Source organism: Psychrobacillus sp. NPDC096426 (assembly GCF_044762745.1).
Lineage (GTDB): Bacteria > Bacillota > Bacilli > Bacillales_A > Planococcaceae > Psychrobacillus.
The window spans coordinates 17,572-34,769 of the sequence record NZ_JBIWEX010000022.1; the positions used below are offsets into that span (position 1 = coordinate 17,572).

Here is a 17,198-nt window from a genome sequence, read left to right on the forward strand (position 1 = left end):
AGAAATATTGTACTCTATTTCGTTAACGTATTGTAACTTTTCTCATAATACATTGAATATTTCACATCATTGTTATGATTTCTCTAGCTCTAAAATAACCGGACAATGATCACTTCCAAGTATAAGCGCATCGATGGAAGCATCCTTTAAAATAGGTGTCAGTTTTTGAGAAGCTATGAAATAGTCAATTCTCCATCCTATATTCCGTTCCCTTACTTTATTCATATACGACCACCACGAAAAAGCATCCTCGCGATCTGGGTAAAAATAACGGAAAGTATCCACAAAACCTGCCGCTAGTAGATCCGTCATTTTTCCGCGTTCTTCAAGCGTAAAACCGGAGTTCCCTCTATTAGATTTAGCATTTTTCAAATCGATTTCTTCGTGCGCAACATTTAGATCGCCACACATAATGACTGGCTTCACTTCGTCCAATTTTTTTAAATAAGCCCGCATATCGTCTTCCCATTCTAAACGATAAGCCAGTCGAGTTAGATCACGTTTTGCATTTGGAGTGTAGACATTGACCAAGTAAAAGTCTTCGAACTCCAGCGTAATAATTCTTCCTTCATCTTCCGTCTCTAAATCTCCGACGCCATATCTCACAGAAAGTGGCTTCACTTTTGTAAACACAGCAGTTCCCGAATAGCCTTTTTTCACTGCATAATTCCAATATTGTTCATACCCATCTAACTGCAAATCTATTTGCCCTGCTTGCAATTTCGTCTCCTGCAAGCAAAATATATCTGCATTCATTTCATTAAAATATTCTAAAAAGCCTTTTTGCACACATGCGCGTAATCCATTCACATTCCAAGATACTAATTTCAACTCTATTCCCCCAAGCAAAAATCTGACCGTTCCTAATTTGTTGTTTTATTTACAACAAAAATAATTTCACTTACACTTGTAATTACATATAAATAGATTATGACTTGAGTCTACTGACTTGTCTAATAAATTTAAGAAAAGGACTGAAAATTAATGGATTCTAAAAAAATTATGGTAGATAGCGACTTACAAAAAGCGTTTCATATAAGAAAAGAAGTATTTGTGAAAGAACAGGGTGTACCAGTAGATGCAGAATTTGATGAATTCGATACGCTAGATGGACAATGCGAGCATATTTTAGTCAATTATGAGGAACAACCTGTTGGAACTGGTAGATTACGATTAGTGGATGGTTTAGGTAAATTGGAGAGGATTTGTATATTAGAGCCTTATCGCAAATTTGGTCTTGGAAAAGTAATTGTTAACGCACTAGAAGAAATTGCCATAGGGAAGGGATTATCCAAAGTTAAATTACATGGTCAAACACATGCAGAAGGCTTTTATGAAAAACTTGGCTATCAAACTTCATCAGATGTATTTATCGAAGATGGCATTCCACATATTATAATGATGAAAACATTAGCTGAATAAAAGAAGCGATAAGCAGCCAAAGTTGTATCTTTGGCTGCTTTTTCATGAATAGAAAAATAGCTATTCTCTCAGAAAAGCAATTAAAATTTTTTATTCCCACTATTTATAGTTCCGAAAATGGCCAGTTACTAGAAGAACTTGAAAATTCACACAATTCATTTAAGTAATCAATAAGAGGCATTCATCATAGGAAAGAGCATGACTTCAAAAGTTATGCTCTTTTTAACTAGAAATTTCCCCAACCAAATTATAGGATCGACCTGATTGGATTGAACGAATAACACCATCTGCTATTTCGAAATTTGTTAACCATCTTTGTCTATCATTTTCTATAAGAAACCCTAGTTGTATGAAATTATATTCTAGATTTTTTGGGGGTTGGTATTGTTTTCTCAAGTTTTCAGCGTTTGTTTTACTACCTATTACTTGCCAAACTTTACTATTCTCTTCCATCAATTCAAACACTGTTGAAATTGCATCTGCACCATCTGAATGCACCCAAATAACTGCCTCTGATAATGGTCCGTAATTTTTTATGTTTTGCTCAAGTGATTGATGCAATTTAGTTAAGTCTCGATAATCAAGATAGATCGCTTTTATATTCTGTGGATTAGAACAAGGATCTTTCATTCTATTCATTTTTTCTACGTTGCGTGCAATAACCGAAACAATTTGATTATTATCTGCATACCACCTTGTCACTTCCGCTAACATTCCTGTACCACCAATTATACAAACATGTTTCATTTAAATGCGCCTCCCTAAGTAAATATTGCCATATCTCTTCTTAATGCTCTTTGAATTACGAATAAAAAACTACCCTTATATCTCATTCAACCACTTATTGAAATGATATGTTTCATTCATCTGCGTTTCACTCCAAGTAAGCTTTATATTTTAAGAATTGGTTGCTTTCAACAGTAATTTGGTTGCTCTCGTGCTGATTTAGTTGCTTTCCAAGTAGAACTGGTTGCTTACAGTTGCTGGTTTGTTGCTCGTAGCCATTTAATGTATTTATTATTAGGAATACTACATAATATTGAATAGAAAGCAGTAACGCTGATAAGTTAGCGAATATTGTGCATTGGAGCGGAAGGGCGGCGACTCCTGCCGAGGCCAACAGGATGTTTGTCACGAAGGCGTTACCACACGATGTGGCGTTCTTAGCCTTTATTCCTCTGTGAGAAGATGAGACATCGCACGCGAACGTGAAGCGTCGGCGATGGCTCATCGCTCACCCCGCGGAAAACGTCCGCACTGCAGCAGAAATCCTAGCGGTAACTTCCTTAAGACGCACTATCCCTATAACATTCATTTTATCAAGTCATAAAAAAAGGAAACAAGTCTATTTACGGACTTGCTTCCTTTTATATCACTTCGAATTATCAGTAAGCCATTTCTCAATATAAGGATGTATTTCATTAATTGCTTTGCGACCTGTGACAACCGATACATGACCAGTCTCTACTATATGTAGTGTCTTGTTTTTACTAGACACCTTATCATTTAGTGGTGCAATCTGCTGTGGCAGAGCAATGTTGTCACGTGTTGCAGAAATATTTAATAGATTGGCCTTAATATTCGCCAATTCCACTTTGCGTCCCCGCACTACTAATTGATCATTAATCAGTTTGTTGTCCTGATAGAAATCTCTAATCCACTGTCTATAGGATTCCCCTGGGAAAGGTATCCCGTCATTCAACCATTTTTGCATTAGTTTCCAGTTTAAAACAAAGTTCTCATTTTCCACACGATCAGCTAAACTAACATAAGGACCGTAAATATTCGAAATTGGGCTGAGCAATTTATTTCCGAAATCGATTAGTTCGAAAGGAATATTACCAAGCGTATCGACCAATTTATCTAGCTGAAAATAGCGTTTATCCAACCAGTTTGAGTATAGTCCTGCATCTTTAAAATCAATTGGGCTCGTCATCAAAATAAGGTTGCGAATCGGCAATTGCGGATAAAGTGCAGTGAAGATTGCGGTCATTGTCCCACCCATACAGTATCCTAAAAGTGTGATATCTTTTGCTTTGGAAGTCTTTAGCACTTTGTTTACTGCCCGCGGAATATAATCAATAATATAATCATCTAGTTTCATATGGCGGTCTTCATAGCCAGGAGTACCCCAGTCCAACAAGTAGACATCATGCCCTTTATTAGTTAAGTGCTCTATTAAACTATTTCCAGGATAAAGATCTAATATATACGGCTTATTGATCAAGGCATAAATCATTAGAATCGGTACTTTATTTGTTTTCTTTATCGCTGGCTGATAGCGATATAATTTTGTCTTATTTTTCGACCAAATAACCTCTTTTGGAGTCTGGCCAACTTCCGGTTCAGCATCCGATGAGATAACTTCTGTTAAACGTTTAATCTGTTGGATGTTCTTATCATCCGAAAAACGATCAATCCAATTGTCAAATTGCTTCGTATCAAGAGTAACCATACAATCCCTCCTACTAATATTCTTATTTAAAGATAGGAAATTTTTGTTACATGTATAGACCGCCGTTTACATTGATTTCTTGACCCGTAATATAACTCGCTTGAGCTAAAAATAAGACAGCCTCTGCAATTTCACTTGTGCGGCCTAATCTTTGTACAGGCACTTTAGCAACTATTGCATCTTTTACATTTTCCGGCATTGCTGCAACCATCTCTGTTTCGATAAATCCTGGGCAAATCGCATTTACTGTAATACCATTTCTTGCAGTCTCAAGAGCTAGCGACTTCGTAAAGCCTAGTAGTCCAGCTTTTGATGCAGCATAATTCGTCTGTCCAAAACCACCAGCTTGCCCAATGATGGAACTAATATTAATAATCCGACCAGACTTTTGTTCTAACATATGGTTGATAACAGCAGATGTTGTATTGAAAACACTATTTAAGTTAATATTGATCACTTGATCCCATTCTTGTTTGGACATTTTTCGGAAAGTACGATCTCTTGTCACACCAGCATTATTAACTAGGATGTCAATTTTTCCAAAGCGGTTCAATACCTCATCTACAAGTTTTTGTGAATCCTCTTCTATAGATACATCCGCTTTATAAGCAAACGAAGTGCCACCTTCTCGTTCGATTTCTTGAATTACATTTTCCATATCAAAAGTGCTACTTAAGTAATTAACTACAACTTGCGCACCATTCTTTGCCAACGCTTTTGCTATTTCAGCACCAATTCCTCGTGAAGCACCTGTTACAACAGCTACTTTTCCTGCAAGAGGTTTTAAAGGATTGGTTTGTTCCAATACGGTTGTTTGCAATTCTGACATTTAAAAAACACTCCCAATATATATTTTATTTAAGAAATCACGATAGTAGAGAATTACTTCTTGGCACTTGTAGCCGGTGGTGTAATTGGTTCAGGCGTTACTTTAGCGGTATTCTGGGATGCTAGTGACTTATCGAGTAGCTCAATCACTTTATCCAATTTCTTATCTAGATTATTTACTAATTTTTTTAATTGATCTATTTCTCTTGAAGTATCCGCCTTATGCACATCCATTTGGTCTTCCAGATCATCCACTTTCGATTCTACGTTTATAACAAGGGAAGCAACATTTGCAATTTCATCCCTAGATGGCAAGTTAACTTGTTTTAAATAGGACTCTGTTATTTTGTTCACAAATCCTTGATACTGTAAATACTGGCTTTGAATCTGCCCTAAACTTTCTGCAAAAGATTCTTTTCCAAGCGTATCTTGGATTGCATCTCGCCATGTACTTTCCGTTTTCTCATACACGTTTTTCCACATTGCAAAAGCATCGAATGAAGTTGTCTGGGTCAATGGAAATCATCTCCTTTTCTTAAATTCACCATAACTTTAACACATTTTTATAGGGTGGTATATGTTAAAAATGTAAAGATTGTGACTATTCGATATATTTATAACTCTTTCTTCTTTTTTCGACAAAACCTTTCAAACTTTTCAAAAATGTATCCCTTGACTTAAAAAACATATAGGTGTAAATTACACTTATATGCAACAACAAAATAAGTAGGTGATGGATGATGGAATCTAAAGAGGAATTAATAAAAAAAAATAAAAACACCAATATCGGTGCTCCAAAAAATTTCCTTATCCCAATCATGTTGCTGCATTTACGTGATTGGAATACACATGGTTATGAACTAATGGAGAAAATTACAAAATTCGGAGTGGAATCCGTTGACCAAGGGAACTTTTACCGTCTGCTACGGCAACTTGAAAAAGATGCGTTGGTAACATCCGAATGGGATACTACATCTGGTGGTCCGGCTAAACGCATTTATTCTATTACAGAAGCAGGTAAACAATATTTAGATTTATGGGCTGGTTCATTAGGTCAGTATCAAAAAATGTTGAATCAATTTTTCAATATATACAACCCTTTTTTCACCCCACTTCAATCTTCTTCCGATGAGAAAGAAGAAGAGGATTGATCTCTGGATGTAATGCGAACATTAGCATTCATTATAAATACTAAACATGCTTTGCTAGATTAAAGGAGGAATTATGGATGGCGAGAGAACAAGTAGGAAACGGTGTAGATTTATTGTGGGACGGATGGTTAAACGGCTTTAAAACATTACAAAGCTTGCAAGATGAAGTTCAGAAAAAAACGTTACAAGCATTTTCGTACCAAAAAGACCTTTTAGATTCCACAGTTGCAACTTTGACTGCTATGGAAGAAGAGACAAAAAAAGCAACGCAAGATTGGCAAGTTAAAGTTCAAACGAGCGTGAAAGAAATCAGTGGGACCACACAATTAGAACAAGTTTCTACATGGCTGAACAATATTCAAGAGATTAACGACAAAGCACAATCTTTATCATGGAAACCAACTTATGCGGTTTTGGATCTTTTCGTTCAATCACAGAATCATTTAGAGTCAACTGTCAAAGCAGCAATTGAACAACAAAAACTTGAACGTGAAGAAACATTAAACAAAATCGAAGAATTGACTACGTTACTAAAAGGTGCTCATAAAGATCTATTAGTATCTGTAGGAGTATAATCCTTAGCTTTTAAATTACTATAAACGAAAAAGAGAGAGGTCATCATTATCAATGATACCTCTCTCTTTAGTTATTCAACCTTAGAAAATAAGTCATTAAGTGATTCACTCATTGTCGGGTGAGTGAATATAGTATCCCGCAAAAATGTATATGGCAATTTCGCTTCCATTGCCACTCGCACTACATTAATCATTTCACTGGATTCCGAACAAAATAACGTGCAACCTAAAATTTCTTTTGTTTTTGGGTCAACAAGTGCTTTTAATAACCCCTCTGTTTGTTCCACTATGCGTGCTCTTGGAATTCCAGCTGCTGGCATCGAAACTACTTTATATTCCAATCCTTTTTCCTTTGCCATTTTCTCATTCAGTCCAACGTGGGATAATACAGGGTCAATGAACACCGAATACGGAACGTTCGTACGCTCTTTTTTCGAATACGAGCCATCCCCAAAAAGTTGGTCTTTTACAATTAGGAAATCATCCAAAGAAATATAAGTAAACTGAGGACCTCCGTTCACATCACCTAACGCCCAAATATTGTTGGCAGTAGTTTTTAAAAAGTCATCCACTACCACTGCTCCTCTATCATTTACTTCTACAGTGGTATTTTCCAAACCTAAGCCATTTGTATTTGGCTTTCGCCCTGTTGCAAGCAAGACGGCATTGCCCCGTACTTCTTCAATATGGTTATAGGTGACTACTACAATACCGTCTTGATTTTTTACTGATTCTACCTTGCTATTCACTTCGATTGTTACGTTCTTCGACTCAAGCACTTTTTTTACTTCTTCTGCAATATCGCGGTCTTCATTCGGCAGAAATTGTTCGTTTCCATCAATTACTGTAACTTCTGAACCAAAATTTGCGTACATGGAAGCGAACTCTAACCCAATATAACCTCCGCCAATAATGATAAGTTTTTCTGGAAGCTCTTTTCGTTCTTGCAAAGTCGTTGAATTATACACGAAATTAGCGTCTTTTAAGCCTTCAATAGGAGGAATAATTGGAGTCGCTCCTGTATTAATAAAAAATTGCTCCGCCGTTACTTGAAACTCATCTTCCGCTGTTTTCACTTGTATTTTATTATCTGTTAGAAAACTTGCCTCTCCAGTAATTACTGTGATATTTTCTTGATCATCCAGCATATGAAAGTTTTTATTTCGTAAAAAATCAGTTAACTCATCTTTTTGATTTATAGCTTTTGTATAAAATTCCTCTTTGGAAGTGTTCAAATACTTTCTTTTTTCGGCTGAATGAACAAGTGATTTCGTTGGTATACATGCAATATTAATACATGTTCCCCCATACATATTAGAAGACTTTTCAATCACCGCAACCGTTTTGCCGTTTTTAGCGAACTCGGAAGCAAGTGTTTTCCCACCTTTACCAAATCCAATAATTACTACATCATATTTTTTCATCTTAAAACCTCCCATATACACTATTTCCTTTTATAGTAGGAAAGTAAACATAAAACCCCACTTCCAATAGCTCAGAAAGTGAGGTTAAGTTATTAATATGGTTCTGCTTCATTACTTTTTTCGATTGCATCTTTAGGTGCCTGATCGCCATCACGATTTCCTAGTGGTTTTTGGCTTGATCCGCCTTTTCCGGCATGTGCTAGACCTTCTCTTAAATAACGTCCATAGTCTTCATCTGCCTCTTCTGCTAGTGCAATCATCTTTTCTTGAATCCTTTTATCACAGCTAGATAGATCATTTACAAGATTGGCAATGAGTTCGGTTTTTTCCCATTGATCAAAATTACGATATGTTTCTCCGGCTTGTTTTGTATTACTTTGTCTTTCTATCGATTGTCGAACTAAGTTCCCTTTTATCATTGGTGTATATTCTTTACCCGTTTGCGTAGCTTCTTGCAATCCATCTAAAATGGAAGGTTCATAATTAATATGTGGATTTTGGAAAGGTGCCCGGTCCACCTTATATTGCATTTGACCGCCACTTTGATTGGTCGCAACTCGTTTTTTTGGTGCATTTATTGGGAGTTGTAAATAATTCGCCCCTACTCGGTGACGCTGAGTATCTGAATAAGAAAAAGTACGCCCTTGCAACATTTTATCATCCGAGAAGTCTAGCCCATCCACAAGTACCCCTGTCCCAAATGCAACTTGCTCAACTTCAGTGAAATAATCTTCCGGATTTCGATCTAACACCATTTTACCAACTGCCATCCACGGGAATTTATCTTCTGGCCATAGCTTTGTGTCATCTAAAGGATCGAAGTCTAGTTCTGGATGTTCATCATCACTCATTATTTGAACGAGTAGTTCCCATTCTGGAAAGTCTCCTTTTTCAATCGCATCATATAAATCTTGCGTTGCATGGTTAAAATTTTTCGCTTGTATTTCCTCTGCTTCCGATTGTGTTAAATTTCGAATACCTTGTTTTGGCTCCCAATGGTATTTCACGAGGACTGCTTCGCCTTCATTATTCACCCATTTATACGTATTAACTCCCGACCCTTGCATCATTCGATAATTTGCTGGAATACCCCATGGCGAATAAACGAATGTAACCATATGAAATGTTTCTGGAGAACTCGCGCAAAAGTCAAAAAACCGCTCGGAATCTTGAATGTTCGTAACTGGATCAGGCTTAAATGCATGGATCATATCTGGGAATTTTATCGCGTCTCGGATGAAGAAAATTTTTAAATTATTCCCTACTAAATCCCAGTTACCATCCTCTGTGTAAAATTTCACTGCAAATCCACGTGGGTCACGTAATGTTTCCGGAGAATGCCCTCCGTGAATAACAGAAGAAAAACGAACAAAAACAGGAGTTTGTTTCCCTTTTTCCTGAAACAACTTTGCACGTGTATATTTTGAGATTTCTTCATCACCAACTGCTCCATACGCTTCAAAATACCCATGTGCTCCTGCACCGCGTGAATGCACAACTCGTTCGGGCACTCGCTCTCTGTCAAAGTGACTAATTTTCTCGATAAAATCATAGTTTTCAAGTGTAGCAGGTCCTCGGTTTCCTACTGTTCGCATATTTTGATTGTTCGTAATTGGATGTCCTTGTCTATTCGTTAACGTATCTTCATCTTCCATATTTGTTTCAAAGTTAGATTGCTCTTTTGTCATCTGTACCCCTCCTAAATACCTATATATTCTATTCCTACTATATTCTATCCAGTTACTATATTAACTAAACAAAAAAGCAAATAATAAAAGCTTCCCGCTATGACTAATATTGTTTTACAACAATAGAAGTAAAGCGAGAAGCTTTTATCTTTACAAAATAATTAGTTCTTTACTGGATTTCGTAATAATTTCTATTCCGCCTTTCTTCAAAAGAATATCATCCTCAATACGAACACCACCAAAATCAGGAATATAAATACCCGGCTCTACCGTTAAAACCATTCCCTCTTCAATGAGCTGCTCACATTTTGGATTCATAAAAATGTCTTCATGGATATATAAGCCAATGCCATGACCCATACCATGCCCGTAATATTCGCCATATCCTTTTTCACTTATAAAATCACGAGTTAATGCATCCGCCTCTTTCCCTGTCATTTCAGCTTTTATGCCACTAAGTGCATGTTCAAGGGCTCCGGATACAATCGCATAGATTTCTTTCAGTTTGGGATTCGGTTCACCAACTGCAACCGTTCTCGTCATATCTGAGCAATAGCCATTATAATATGCTCCAAAATCAAGGGTAATCATATCTCCTTGTTGTACTATTTTCTCACTAGCCACTCCATGAGGTAATGCAGATCGAACGCCAGAAGCAACAATAATATCGAAGGAAGAAGAGGTAGCGCCTAACTTTCGCATCTGGAATTCTAGTTCATTTGCTATTTCGATTTCCGTTATCCCGGGACGAATAACCGTTAAAATATGTGAAAAAGCAGCATCTGAAATTTCAGCTGCCTTTTTAAGCGTAGCAATTTCTATTTCATTTTTAAACATACGTAATTTTTCAACTGCTCCAGAAAGCGGTACTAAATCAGCTTTGGCATATTTACTAAATTCGGAATAGTACTGATAAGATACATGTTGTTGTTCGAAACCTAGCTTTTTAATCCCCAAACTTTCCGCAAGATTAGCAATTTCCTCGTAGATTACCGCTCTATCTATTTCTTTCACTGTAAAATCCTTTGTTTGTGCATTTGCTTGACTAGTATAACGAAAATCTACTAATAGATATGCTTCCGTTTTCGATATAAGCACCGTTCCAGCACTTCCGGTAAAGTCTGTTAAGTATCTTCTATTAATACCATCCGTTACTAAAATGCCGTCAATTCCTAATTCATCAAACGATTGTCTTAATTTCACTAGCTTTTCCATCATTAAACCCCCGTAGAATTCATTTTCCTATAATTCAATATAATACGAAAATGTTGAATTTACTATAGGAAAGAAATCATTCAGAGGTTTAAGTTGGAAATAACTGCACTTTATTGCATTTGAAAAGCTAAACGTTTCCAAACACCTTCCCGTACTTGTTTCTCTAATCCTCGTTTTTCATATAAATAAGCCTGTAAGTTTCCTTTATATAGAAGATTTGTCGTCGGGAGTTGTTCGAAATGATGTGGTTGTGCAAAACATGGAGCAATAGGAAGTCTCGTCGTCTCACATTCGTTCATGATCATTGCTACAAATTGCGAACAAAAAAATGCATACGGCCGCTCTATTTTAATGTTCATAGCAACACCAAACAATCCAATCAAATTGTATTTATAAAACTCTTTTTGTTGTTCCATGTGACGAATTTTATACCGCATTCGATTATATTCTTGTATGGAAACTTGGCATTTATATATGGCACATGTTGCATTCGTAAAAAGCCCTTCTGTAGGTTCTTCTCTAATGAATCCACCATTAAAAGGATTATGCTTGTTTTTTCTCCCGAAACTATACATCTCATTGAGTTCTTCATCAAAAGCAATGGACGCATGGTTCATATTTTTTCGCGTATACATACCTATCGCTTTAGAGAATAACGTCCCTGTGTTACTCAAAACGATATAAATAGTTTTTCCCATTTTTCTCACCTCGTTCATGGAAGCATTTTGCCCCCTTATCTACTGTTCTAATCATCTCTTAAAAACGTTTTTCACTAAACGGACTCTAGGAGGAAAATTAGTAGGGCTTGAGACGTAGAGAAAGAACAAGTTGCGAAAATAAGAAAAGAAATTCATTGATTATACAACAAATCAAGTGAAAGTGTCGTGTCAGTAGTCATTAAGATTTATTTTAGTGATTGTCCCTATTTCTTAAGACTGTTAAAATTTCAATGTATATTTAGTACATTTAGATTATCTTTTATTCGCTAAAAATATAATGTAAAGGAGAAATAGTATGACTCAATACAACTTAGAAGAATTGAAATTATTAAACCAGGTTTTCTTCGCTTTATTTATAGTAGCTGATTTTGCACTTTTTCTTTTTTTCTTCGATAATGAATTTCCCTGGTTTTCCTTATTAGGTGCAGGTATCGGTTTGTTCATTATTGTACTTTGCTGGACAGGCAAAAAATATTCATATTTTCTAGCTTCTTTGCTAGCATTTACCGCCGTATTTTCAATCATTTATAACTGGCATTCTATTTTTCATTAATCATATGCGTAAAAAAATTCTATTTTATTTAATTGGAGGTTTCATTTATGTCAGAACAAGAAAAGAACAATCCTATTCTAGATAAACGTACTTCTAGACGTTCATTTATCAAGAACTCTGGATTAACTGTTGGTGGACTAGTAGTAGGTGGTGCCATTGGTAGTTTACTAGGCGGGAAATCAGAGACTACTACTCCAACAGTTGCCAACGATTCAACTCATACTGCCATCGATTATAGCGAGACTCGTCAGTTTTTCGCACGTCAAAAAGATTTCGATGCCATGGCAGCGGCTACGGAAATGATTTATCCGGAAGACGAAAATGGTCCTGGCGCAATTACATTAGGAGTTCCTTATTTTATCGATAAACAACTAGCTAGTCCTTGGGGAAGTAATGCAGATGACTATAGAAAAGGTCCTTTTACTGCAGGAGAAACTCCACTTAATAAAGCGGATATCATGTTACAAGGTGCTCGCAAGCTAAATGAAGTAAGTGAGAAAGAATACGACGGTACGCTCTTTAAAGACTTAACGGAAGAACAAAAAATCACTGTATTAACTTCTTTCCAAGCTGGTGAAGTAGAAATGGAATTAGTAAGTTCCGCTGCATTTTTTAGTTTACTAAGAACACTTACACTACAAGGATGTTTTGCTGATCCATTATACGGAGGCAATAAAAACATGGCCGGCTGGAAAATGAAAGAATTCCCAGGCGCACAAATGTCTTATACTGCCTATTTAGATGAAGAAGAATTTGTTCTAATAGAGCCTGTTAGTTTAGGCGGACATAAACATTAATAAGCATTTAAAATGAGGAGGTTCATATATTATGGTTACAAAATTACCTAAAGTAGACGTTGTTACAACAGGTATGGGTTGGACAGGTGGTATTGTTGCTGCCGAACTAACAAAAGCCGGCTATCACGTAGTTGGTTTAGAGCGTGGAGTAGAAAGAACGATTGAAGATTATTTACACGGTCATGATGAATTAAAATACAATACTCATAAAGAGTTAATGCAAAAGTTAACGAAAGATACGATTACTTTCCGAAATACGTTAGCAGACGAAGCAAAACCAGTTCGTGATGAAACAGCTCTTGTTCTAGGAACTGGAACTGGTGGTGGAGGTGCTCACTGGGGTGCGCAAACATACCGCTACTTCCCTTATGATTTTGAAATTCGTAGTAAAACAATCGAAAAGTATGGCGAAAGTAAAATTCCTGATGGAGTAACAATCCAAGACTGGGGTATTACATATGATGAACTGGAACCATATTACTCGAAGTTCGAACAAATGGCTGGGGTTTCAGGAGAAGTTGACCCACTAGCAGGACCGCGTTCCATCGACTATCCTACTCCACCACTTAAAAAGTTACCACAAATGAAAATGTTTCATGAAGCAGCAGAAAAACTTGGCTATCATCCATATGTAGTTCCAACAGGGACCATTTCAGAGGCTTATACAAATCCAGATGGGGAAACATTAAATGCATGTCAATATTGTGCATTTTGCGGAAACTATGGTTGCGAATATGGTGCAAAAGCGGATCCAATCGTAACCGTTATCCCAACTGCTAAGAAAACTGGTAACTTTGAGCTTCGCACAAATTCCATTGTTACGCGTGTTTTATATGATGGAGATAAAGCAACAGGTGTACTTTATAAAGACACTCGTACAGGGGAAGAATTTGAGCAACCTGCGGATGTTGTTGCATTGACTAGTTACACGTTTAATAATGTTCGTTTACTATTATTATCTGGAATCGGCGAACAATATAATCCAAAAACAGGCACAGGAATGATTGGGAAAAACTATACAGATCATCATACGATTACCGGAGCAATTGCTTACTTTGAAGAAAAGAAATTTAATAGTTATATTGGGACTGGAGCTCTTGGTTCTGCGTATAATGACTTCAATGCGGATAATTTCGACCATAGTAATGTTGATTTTATCCATGGTGGGCAAATTGAGATGCATCTTATGGGGAACGAACCAATTACAAATAATCCCGTTCCTTTTGGTACTCCTATGTGGGGGAAAGAATTTAAAGAAAACTCTTTACACTACTATCACCGTAACATGACAATTGTTTCGCAAAGAGCTATTTTGCCACATAAAGATCATTATCTAGATTTGGATCCAACTTACAAAGATGATTATGGTGATCCATTAATTCGTGTAACTTTTGATTATACAGAAATGGATCATAAGCGTAATGAATTTTTAGTAGAAAAATGCGCAGAAGTAGCAAAAGAAATGGGCGCAGATATTATCGATATTATCCCAATGGCTGAGCATTTTGGAGGAAGATTCACATTCCAACATGATGCTGGTGGCGTAATTATGGGAGCAAATCCAGAAACTTCTGCGGTTAATAACTACTTGCAAATGTGGGATGTGGACAACCTATTCGTATGTGGCGCTTCAGCGTTCCCTCACTTCGGACCTACAAACCCAACACCAACAGTTGCCGCACTAACTTACCGTGCAGCTGAAGGAATGATTGAGTTTTTGAAAAACGGTGGCGGTCCATTAGTCAACGCAAAATAACACTTTCTTTACGAAGTATGTTATATTTATAATAATTCTAAATAAAAAAGGAGGAAATTTTACATGCCAAATATAGGGATACCGGGTTTAATACTTGTATTAATTATTGCTTTAGTTATCTTTGGCCCTTCAAAGCTTCCTCAATTAGGTAGAGCAGTTGGACAAACATTGAAAGAATTTAAAACCTCTACAAGAGATATTATAAATGATGAAGAAAAAGAGGAAGTTAAATCTGAAGCGAAAGAAATAGAGCTTGAAAAGAAATAATTAATAGGAAGAGCCAGCTATTTTCATGATAGCTGGCTTTTTTATTTTAATCTAAATGAACTAGTATTCGTCTTGAATATTTCTAAAAGATTATCCGAAATTTGATCTGGTGATTTTACATAACCACCCTTAATCCATTCTAAAATAACTCCATATGAACCGTACATCTTATAGGTATTAAAATGCTCAATTTGAACTTCTTCTTTTTTTATATCGATATAAGTAATAGCTTCAAATATTTCTTTCATTTTCTCCAGAAATTTCTGCTCCAGCCCCGGTATTGTATCTTGGATTGCTAAGAGACTATAAAATTGTTTTCGCTCATATAGATGTTGGAAAAATGAATTCGATGAGGGCAAAATACTGTTATACTTAACCACTTCCACCTCTTCAAAAGGCATGTGAAATGAATAATGCAATTCATCTAAAACCTCGTTTACTAATTCCTCCGTCAAATCTTCTTTATCCTTAAAATACAAATAAAAAGTGCTTCGATTATAATCAGCACGCTCCACAATATCTGTAACTGTTACGTTTTTATATCCTTTTTCGCGGATTAAACTAATGAAATGCAGCTTAAAAATTCGCTTTGTTCTTCGAATACTTCTATTCGTGTCATTCCGTTTTTCCAAACTCATGTACATCCCTCTTTACTAATCCACAACTTCTGGAATAAATTATACAGTATTAATGATGTTAACTCTAGTTACACGGTTGCAACATAATCTGGAAGGCAAAAAGTATAAAAATGCCCGAATTAGGTAATATTAAAAGTCACTGTTAAAAGGAGGTAATACCATGCCAAATATCGGTGTACCAGGTTTAATCATCGTACTTGCTTTAGCTTTAATTATATTCGGACCAGCTAAACTACCTCAATTAGGTCGAGCTGTTGGGCAAACTTTGAAAGAATTCAAAACTTCCACAAAAGAAATAATGGATGATGTCACGGATGAATTCAGACTAGAAGACAGTGAAGCAGAAGCTAAAAAGAAAAAATAATACCGGAAGGGGACTATTTCGAAGTCGATTTTGAGTAAACGATAGCCCTCATTTGATTTTTGTCGCGTTCGCGAGTGAGTATGTCGTGTTCGACATTCTGTTTTGGTCTTCTGTAAAGAAAGTAGACAAATTAAATCACAACTTTTTCTTTTTCCACTACCGCGCTACCGCTTGCTCGGATGGTGAAAATAGGATAGGTCAAAACCATACCTATCCTATTTCCACCATCTCCCATTTTCTTACCCTGCAGCTAAAAGTCGACTTTTATTGTACGCTTGTTCAAAGTCTACAGGACTCACATAACCCAACGTGGAATGTCTTCTTCTCGTATTATAGAACTGGTTGATATAGTGTATGATGGCTTTTATGGCTCCTTCTCTCGTCTCCCACTTATGCCGATAAATCAACTCTTTTTTGATGGTTGCGTGGAAAGACTCAATACAGGCATTATCATAAGGATCTCCCTTGCGGCTCATACTTCCCTTCATTTTTCTTTCGGTCAATAGCTCGGTATATTCATTGGAACAATATTGTGACCCGCGATCAGAGTGATGGATGAGCCCTTCCCCCGGTTCTCTCAACATAATAGCTTGTATAAGAGCTTCTAATGGTAACTCTTTTTTCACCGTTGCCCCAATACTCCATCCTACAATCTTTCGGGAGAACAGATCCATTACGCTCGCCAAATATAACCAACCCTGAATAGTCCAGATATAAGTTATATCTGTTACCCATACAGTATTAGGTGCGTCTACCATGAATTGACGTTCTAGCAGATTCGGATAGATAGGGTATTGGTGATTCGAATCAGTCGTCACTACATAAGGGGTCTTGGACGTTGCGCGGAGCCCCATCTCTTTCATTCGTTTTCCTATTGTTCGCTCGCACAGAAAAACTTCTCGTGCTTTCAATTCCTCTAAAATTCGTGGGCTGCCATAAGTTTCATGGCTTTCCATTAAGCATAGTCGAATCAGTTGGTTAATTCTTTCTTTTTCCTCACGGATATTGTTTCTTTTTTCTTTTTCTCCCAACCATTTGTAATATCCACTAGTAGAAACCTTTAAAACTTCACACATCTTCACCACGCGAAATTCATATTGATGTTCCTCCATGAACTTAAATATCACGTGTGGCTCTTGGCGAAGACATGCATGGCCTTTTTTAAGATTTCATTTTCCTCCTTCAGCTCTTTTTCGTTTTTCTCTAACTCTGCTATACGGTTTTTTAATTCCGTGGAAGAGCTAAGTTGAACGTCACTTGCAAGCTTTTTATTTTTTTATAGGTTCTTACCCATGCACGTATTCTTGCTGGTTTTATCCCATGCTCATAACCCAACTCCGTCGCTT

Annotated in this window: 18 protein-coding genes and 1 pseudogene; 8 read left to right on the top strand and 11 right to left on the bottom strand. The window is 36.6% G+C overall.

All coding sequences use genetic code 11. The features are described from left to right. Positions 1 to 72: 72 nt before the first annotated feature. The gene (locus ACIQYS_RS16895; RefSeq protein ID WP_402982427.1) at positions 73 to 831 is read right to left on the bottom strand and encodes an exodeoxyribonuclease III; all 759 of its coding nucleotides are present in this window, start codon (positions 829 to 831) and stop codon (positions 73 to 75) included. Positions 832 to 984: 153 nt separating this feature from the next. Here ACIQYS_RS16895 and ACIQYS_RS16900 point away from each other — a divergent pair, with 153 nt between their 5' ends. Continuing rightward, positions 985 to 1,422 carry a GNAT family N-acetyltransferase gene (locus ACIQYS_RS16900; protein WP_402982429.1) on the top strand — a complete coding sequence of 146 codons (438 nt, stop codon included), beginning with the start codon at positions 985 to 987 and terminating at the stop codon, positions 1,420 to 1,422. A 222-nt stretch (positions 1,423 to 1,644) separates the two neighbouring features. Here the strand turns inward: ACIQYS_RS16900 and ACIQYS_RS16905 are convergent, their stop codons facing one another. The 4 genes from ACIQYS_RS16905 to ACIQYS_RS16920 all read right to left on the bottom strand — a co-directional run bounded on the left by ACIQYS_RS16905 (position 1,645) and on the right by ACIQYS_RS16920 (position 5,221). Next, entirely contained in the window at positions 1,645 to 2,169 is a 525-nt protein-coding gene (locus ACIQYS_RS16905; RefSeq protein WP_402982431.1) for a Rossmann-fold NAD(P)-binding domain-containing protein, read from the bottom strand. Between the two features lie 625 nt (positions 2,170 to 2,794). Next, the gene (gene phaC, locus ACIQYS_RS16910; protein WP_402982433.1) at positions 2,795 to 3,877 is read right to left on the bottom strand and encodes a class III poly(R)-hydroxyalkanoic acid synthase subunit PhaC; all 1,083 of its coding nucleotides are present in this window, start codon (positions 3,875 to 3,877) and stop codon (positions 2,795 to 2,797) included. A gap of 46 nt (positions 3,878 to 3,923) precedes the next feature. Beyond that, on the bottom strand, positions 3,924 to 4,706 hold the full coding sequence (gene fabG / locus ACIQYS_RS16915) for a 3-oxoacyl-[acyl-carrier-protein] reductase (protein ID WP_402982435.1): 783 nt from the start codon (positions 4,704 to 4,706) through the stop codon (positions 3,924 to 3,926). Between the two features lie 53 nt (positions 4,707 to 4,759). Then, positions 4,760 to 5,221: a polyhydroxyalkanoate biosynthesis repressor PhaR gene (locus ACIQYS_RS16920; protein ID WP_402982437.1), complete on the bottom strand. Its 462-nt coding sequence runs from the start codon at positions 5,219 to 5,221 to the stop codon at positions 4,760 to 4,762. Positions 5,222 to 5,445: 224 nt separating this feature from the next. On the opposite strand from ACIQYS_RS16920, the gene phaQ reads away from it, so the two are divergent. Continuing rightward, positions 5,446 to 5,856 carry a poly-beta-hydroxybutyrate-responsive repressor gene (gene phaQ / locus ACIQYS_RS16925; RefSeq protein WP_402982439.1) on the top strand — a complete coding sequence of 137 codons (411 nt, stop codon included), beginning with the start codon at positions 5,446 to 5,448 and terminating at the stop codon, positions 5,854 to 5,856. A gap of 77 nt (positions 5,857 to 5,933) precedes the next feature. Next, complete coding sequence (locus ACIQYS_RS16930) at positions 5,934 to 6,431, top strand: hypothetical protein (protein WP_402982441.1); 498 nt, start codon at positions 5,934 to 5,936, stop codon at positions 6,429 to 6,431. Positions 6,432 to 6,502: 71 nt separating this feature from the next. Here ACIQYS_RS16930 and ACIQYS_RS16935 read toward each other — a convergent pair whose 3' ends face one another. The 4 genes from ACIQYS_RS16935 to ACIQYS_RS16950 all read right to left on the bottom strand — a co-directional run bounded on the left by ACIQYS_RS16935 (position 6,503) and on the right by ACIQYS_RS16950 (position 11,456). Beyond that, positions 6,503 to 7,855 carry an FAD-containing oxidoreductase gene (locus ACIQYS_RS16935; protein WP_402982443.1) on the bottom strand — a complete coding sequence of 451 codons (1,353 nt, stop codon included), beginning with the start codon at positions 7,853 to 7,855 and terminating at the stop codon, positions 6,503 to 6,505. Between the two features lie 92 nt (positions 7,856 to 7,947). After that, a complete protein-coding gene (locus ACIQYS_RS16940; RefSeq protein ID WP_402982445.1) occupies positions 7,948 to 9,543 on the bottom strand; it encodes a catalase in 1,596 nt (531 codons plus the stop codon). A 150-nt stretch (positions 9,544 to 9,693) separates the two neighbouring features. Continuing rightward, positions 9,694 to 10,758, bottom strand: a complete 1,065-nt coding sequence (locus tag ACIQYS_RS16945; RefSeq protein WP_402982447.1) for a M24 family metallopeptidase — start codon at positions 10,756 to 10,758, stop codon at positions 9,694 to 9,696. 110 nt (positions 10,759 to 10,868) lie between these two features. After that, entirely contained in the window at positions 10,869 to 11,456 is a 588-nt protein-coding gene (locus tag ACIQYS_RS16950; RefSeq protein ID WP_402982449.1) for a hypothetical protein, read from the bottom strand. A 316-nt stretch (positions 11,457 to 11,772) separates the two neighbouring features. Here ACIQYS_RS16950 and ACIQYS_RS16955 point away from each other — a divergent pair, with 316 nt between their 5' ends. From ACIQYS_RS16955 to ACIQYS_RS16970, 4 genes are all read left to right on the top strand, one after another. Then, positions 11,773 to 12,030: a hypothetical protein gene (locus tag ACIQYS_RS16955; RefSeq protein ID WP_402982451.1), complete on the top strand. Its 258-nt coding sequence runs from the start codon at positions 11,773 to 11,775 to the stop codon at positions 12,028 to 12,030. Positions 12,031 to 12,077: 47 nt separating this feature from the next. Then, positions 12,078 to 12,827, top strand: a complete 750-nt coding sequence (locus tag ACIQYS_RS16960; RefSeq protein WP_402982453.1) for a gluconate 2-dehydrogenase subunit 3 family protein — start codon at positions 12,078 to 12,080, stop codon at positions 12,825 to 12,827. Positions 12,828 to 12,858: 31 nt separating this feature from the next. Beyond that, entirely contained in the window at positions 12,859 to 14,583 is a 1,725-nt protein-coding gene (locus tag ACIQYS_RS16965) for a GMC family oxidoreductase (protein WP_402982455.1), read from the top strand. Between the two features lie 63 nt (positions 14,584 to 14,646). Then, positions 14,647 to 14,850, top strand: a complete 204-nt coding sequence (locus tag ACIQYS_RS16970; protein ID WP_093274514.1) for a twin-arginine translocase TatA/TatE family subunit — start codon at positions 14,647 to 14,649, stop codon at positions 14,848 to 14,850. Between the two features lie 41 nt (positions 14,851 to 14,891). Here the strand turns inward: ACIQYS_RS16970 and ACIQYS_RS16975 are convergent, their stop codons facing one another. Further along, entirely contained in the window at positions 14,892 to 15,488 is a 597-nt protein-coding gene (locus ACIQYS_RS16975) for a TetR/AcrR family transcriptional regulator (protein ID WP_402982457.1), read from the bottom strand. 160 nt (positions 15,489 to 15,648) lie between these two features. Between ACIQYS_RS16975 and ACIQYS_RS16980 the strand changes: the two genes are divergently transcribed. Continuing rightward, complete coding sequence (locus tag ACIQYS_RS16980; RefSeq protein ID WP_402982459.1) at positions 15,649 to 15,852, top strand: twin-arginine translocase TatA/TatE family subunit; 204 nt, start codon at positions 15,649 to 15,651, stop codon at positions 15,850 to 15,852. A 239-nt stretch (positions 15,853 to 16,091) separates the two neighbouring features. Here ACIQYS_RS16980 and ACIQYS_RS16985 read toward each other — a convergent pair. Beyond that, positions 16,092 to 17,006, bottom strand: a pseudogene (locus ACIQYS_RS16985) (IS3 family transposase); the annotation flags it as partial. Between the last annotated feature and the right edge of the window lie 192 nt (positions 17,007 to 17,198).

What these genes read in the sequence shown, in the direction of transcription:
- ACIQYS_RS16955 (WP_402982451.1), top strand. Translation starts at nt 11,773, where the DNA reads ATGACTCAATACAACTTAGAAGAATTGAAATTATTAAACCAGGTTTTC.
- ACIQYS_RS16960 (WP_402982453.1), top strand. Translation starts at nt 12,078, where the DNA reads ATGTCAGAACAAGAAAAGAACAATCCTATTCTAGATAAACGTACTTCT.
- fabG (WP_402982435.1), bottom strand. Translation starts at nt 4,706, where the DNA reads ATGTCAGAATTGCAAACAACCGTATTGGAACAAACCAATCCTTTAAAA.
- ACIQYS_RS16965 (WP_402982455.1), top strand. Translation starts at nt 12,859, where the DNA reads ATGGTTACAAAATTACCTAAAGTAGACGTTGTTACAACAGGTATGGGT.
- phaC (WP_402982433.1), bottom strand. Translation starts at nt 3,877, where the DNA reads ATGGTTACTCTTGATACGAAGCAATTTGACAATTGGATTGATCGTTTT.
- ACIQYS_RS16930 (WP_402982441.1), top strand. Translation starts at nt 5,934, where the DNA reads ATGGCGAGAGAACAAGTAGGAAACGGTGTAGATTTATTGTGGGACGGA.
- ACIQYS_RS16940 (WP_402982445.1), bottom strand. Translation starts at nt 9,543, where the DNA reads ATGACAAAAGAGCAATCTAACTTTGAAACAAATATGGAAGATGAAGAT.
- ACIQYS_RS16980 (WP_402982459.1), top strand. Translation starts at nt 15,649, where the DNA reads ATGCCAAATATCGGTGTACCAGGTTTAATCATCGTACTTGCTTTAGCT.
- phaQ (WP_402982439.1), top strand. Translation starts at nt 5,446, where the DNA reads ATGGAATCTAAAGAGGAATTAATAAAAAAAAATAAAAACACCAATATC.
- ACIQYS_RS16935 (WP_402982443.1), bottom strand. Translation starts at nt 7,855, where the DNA reads ATGAAAAAATATGATGTAGTAATTATTGGATTTGGTAAAGGTGGGAAA.
- ACIQYS_RS16970 (WP_093274514.1), top strand. Translation starts at nt 14,647, where the DNA reads ATGCCAAATATAGGGATACCGGGTTTAATACTTGTATTAATTATTGCT.
- ACIQYS_RS16900 (WP_402982429.1), top strand. Translation starts at nt 985, where the DNA reads ATGGATTCTAAAAAAATTATGGTAGATAGCGACTTACAAAAAGCGTTT.
- ACIQYS_RS16950 (WP_402982449.1), bottom strand. Translation starts at nt 11,456, where the DNA reads ATGGGAAAAACTATTTATATCGTTTTGAGTAACACAGGGACGTTATTC.
- ACIQYS_RS16975 (WP_402982457.1), bottom strand. Translation starts at nt 15,488, where the DNA reads ATGAGTTTGGAAAAACGGAATGACACGAATAGAAGTATTCGAAGAACA.
- ACIQYS_RS16905 (WP_402982431.1), bottom strand. Translation starts at nt 2,169, where the DNA reads ATGAAACATGTTTGTATAATTGGTGGTACAGGAATGTTAGCGGAAGTG.
- ACIQYS_RS16945 (WP_402982447.1), bottom strand. Translation starts at nt 10,758, where the DNA reads ATGGAAAAGCTAGTGAAATTAAGACAATCGTTTGATGAATTAGGAATT.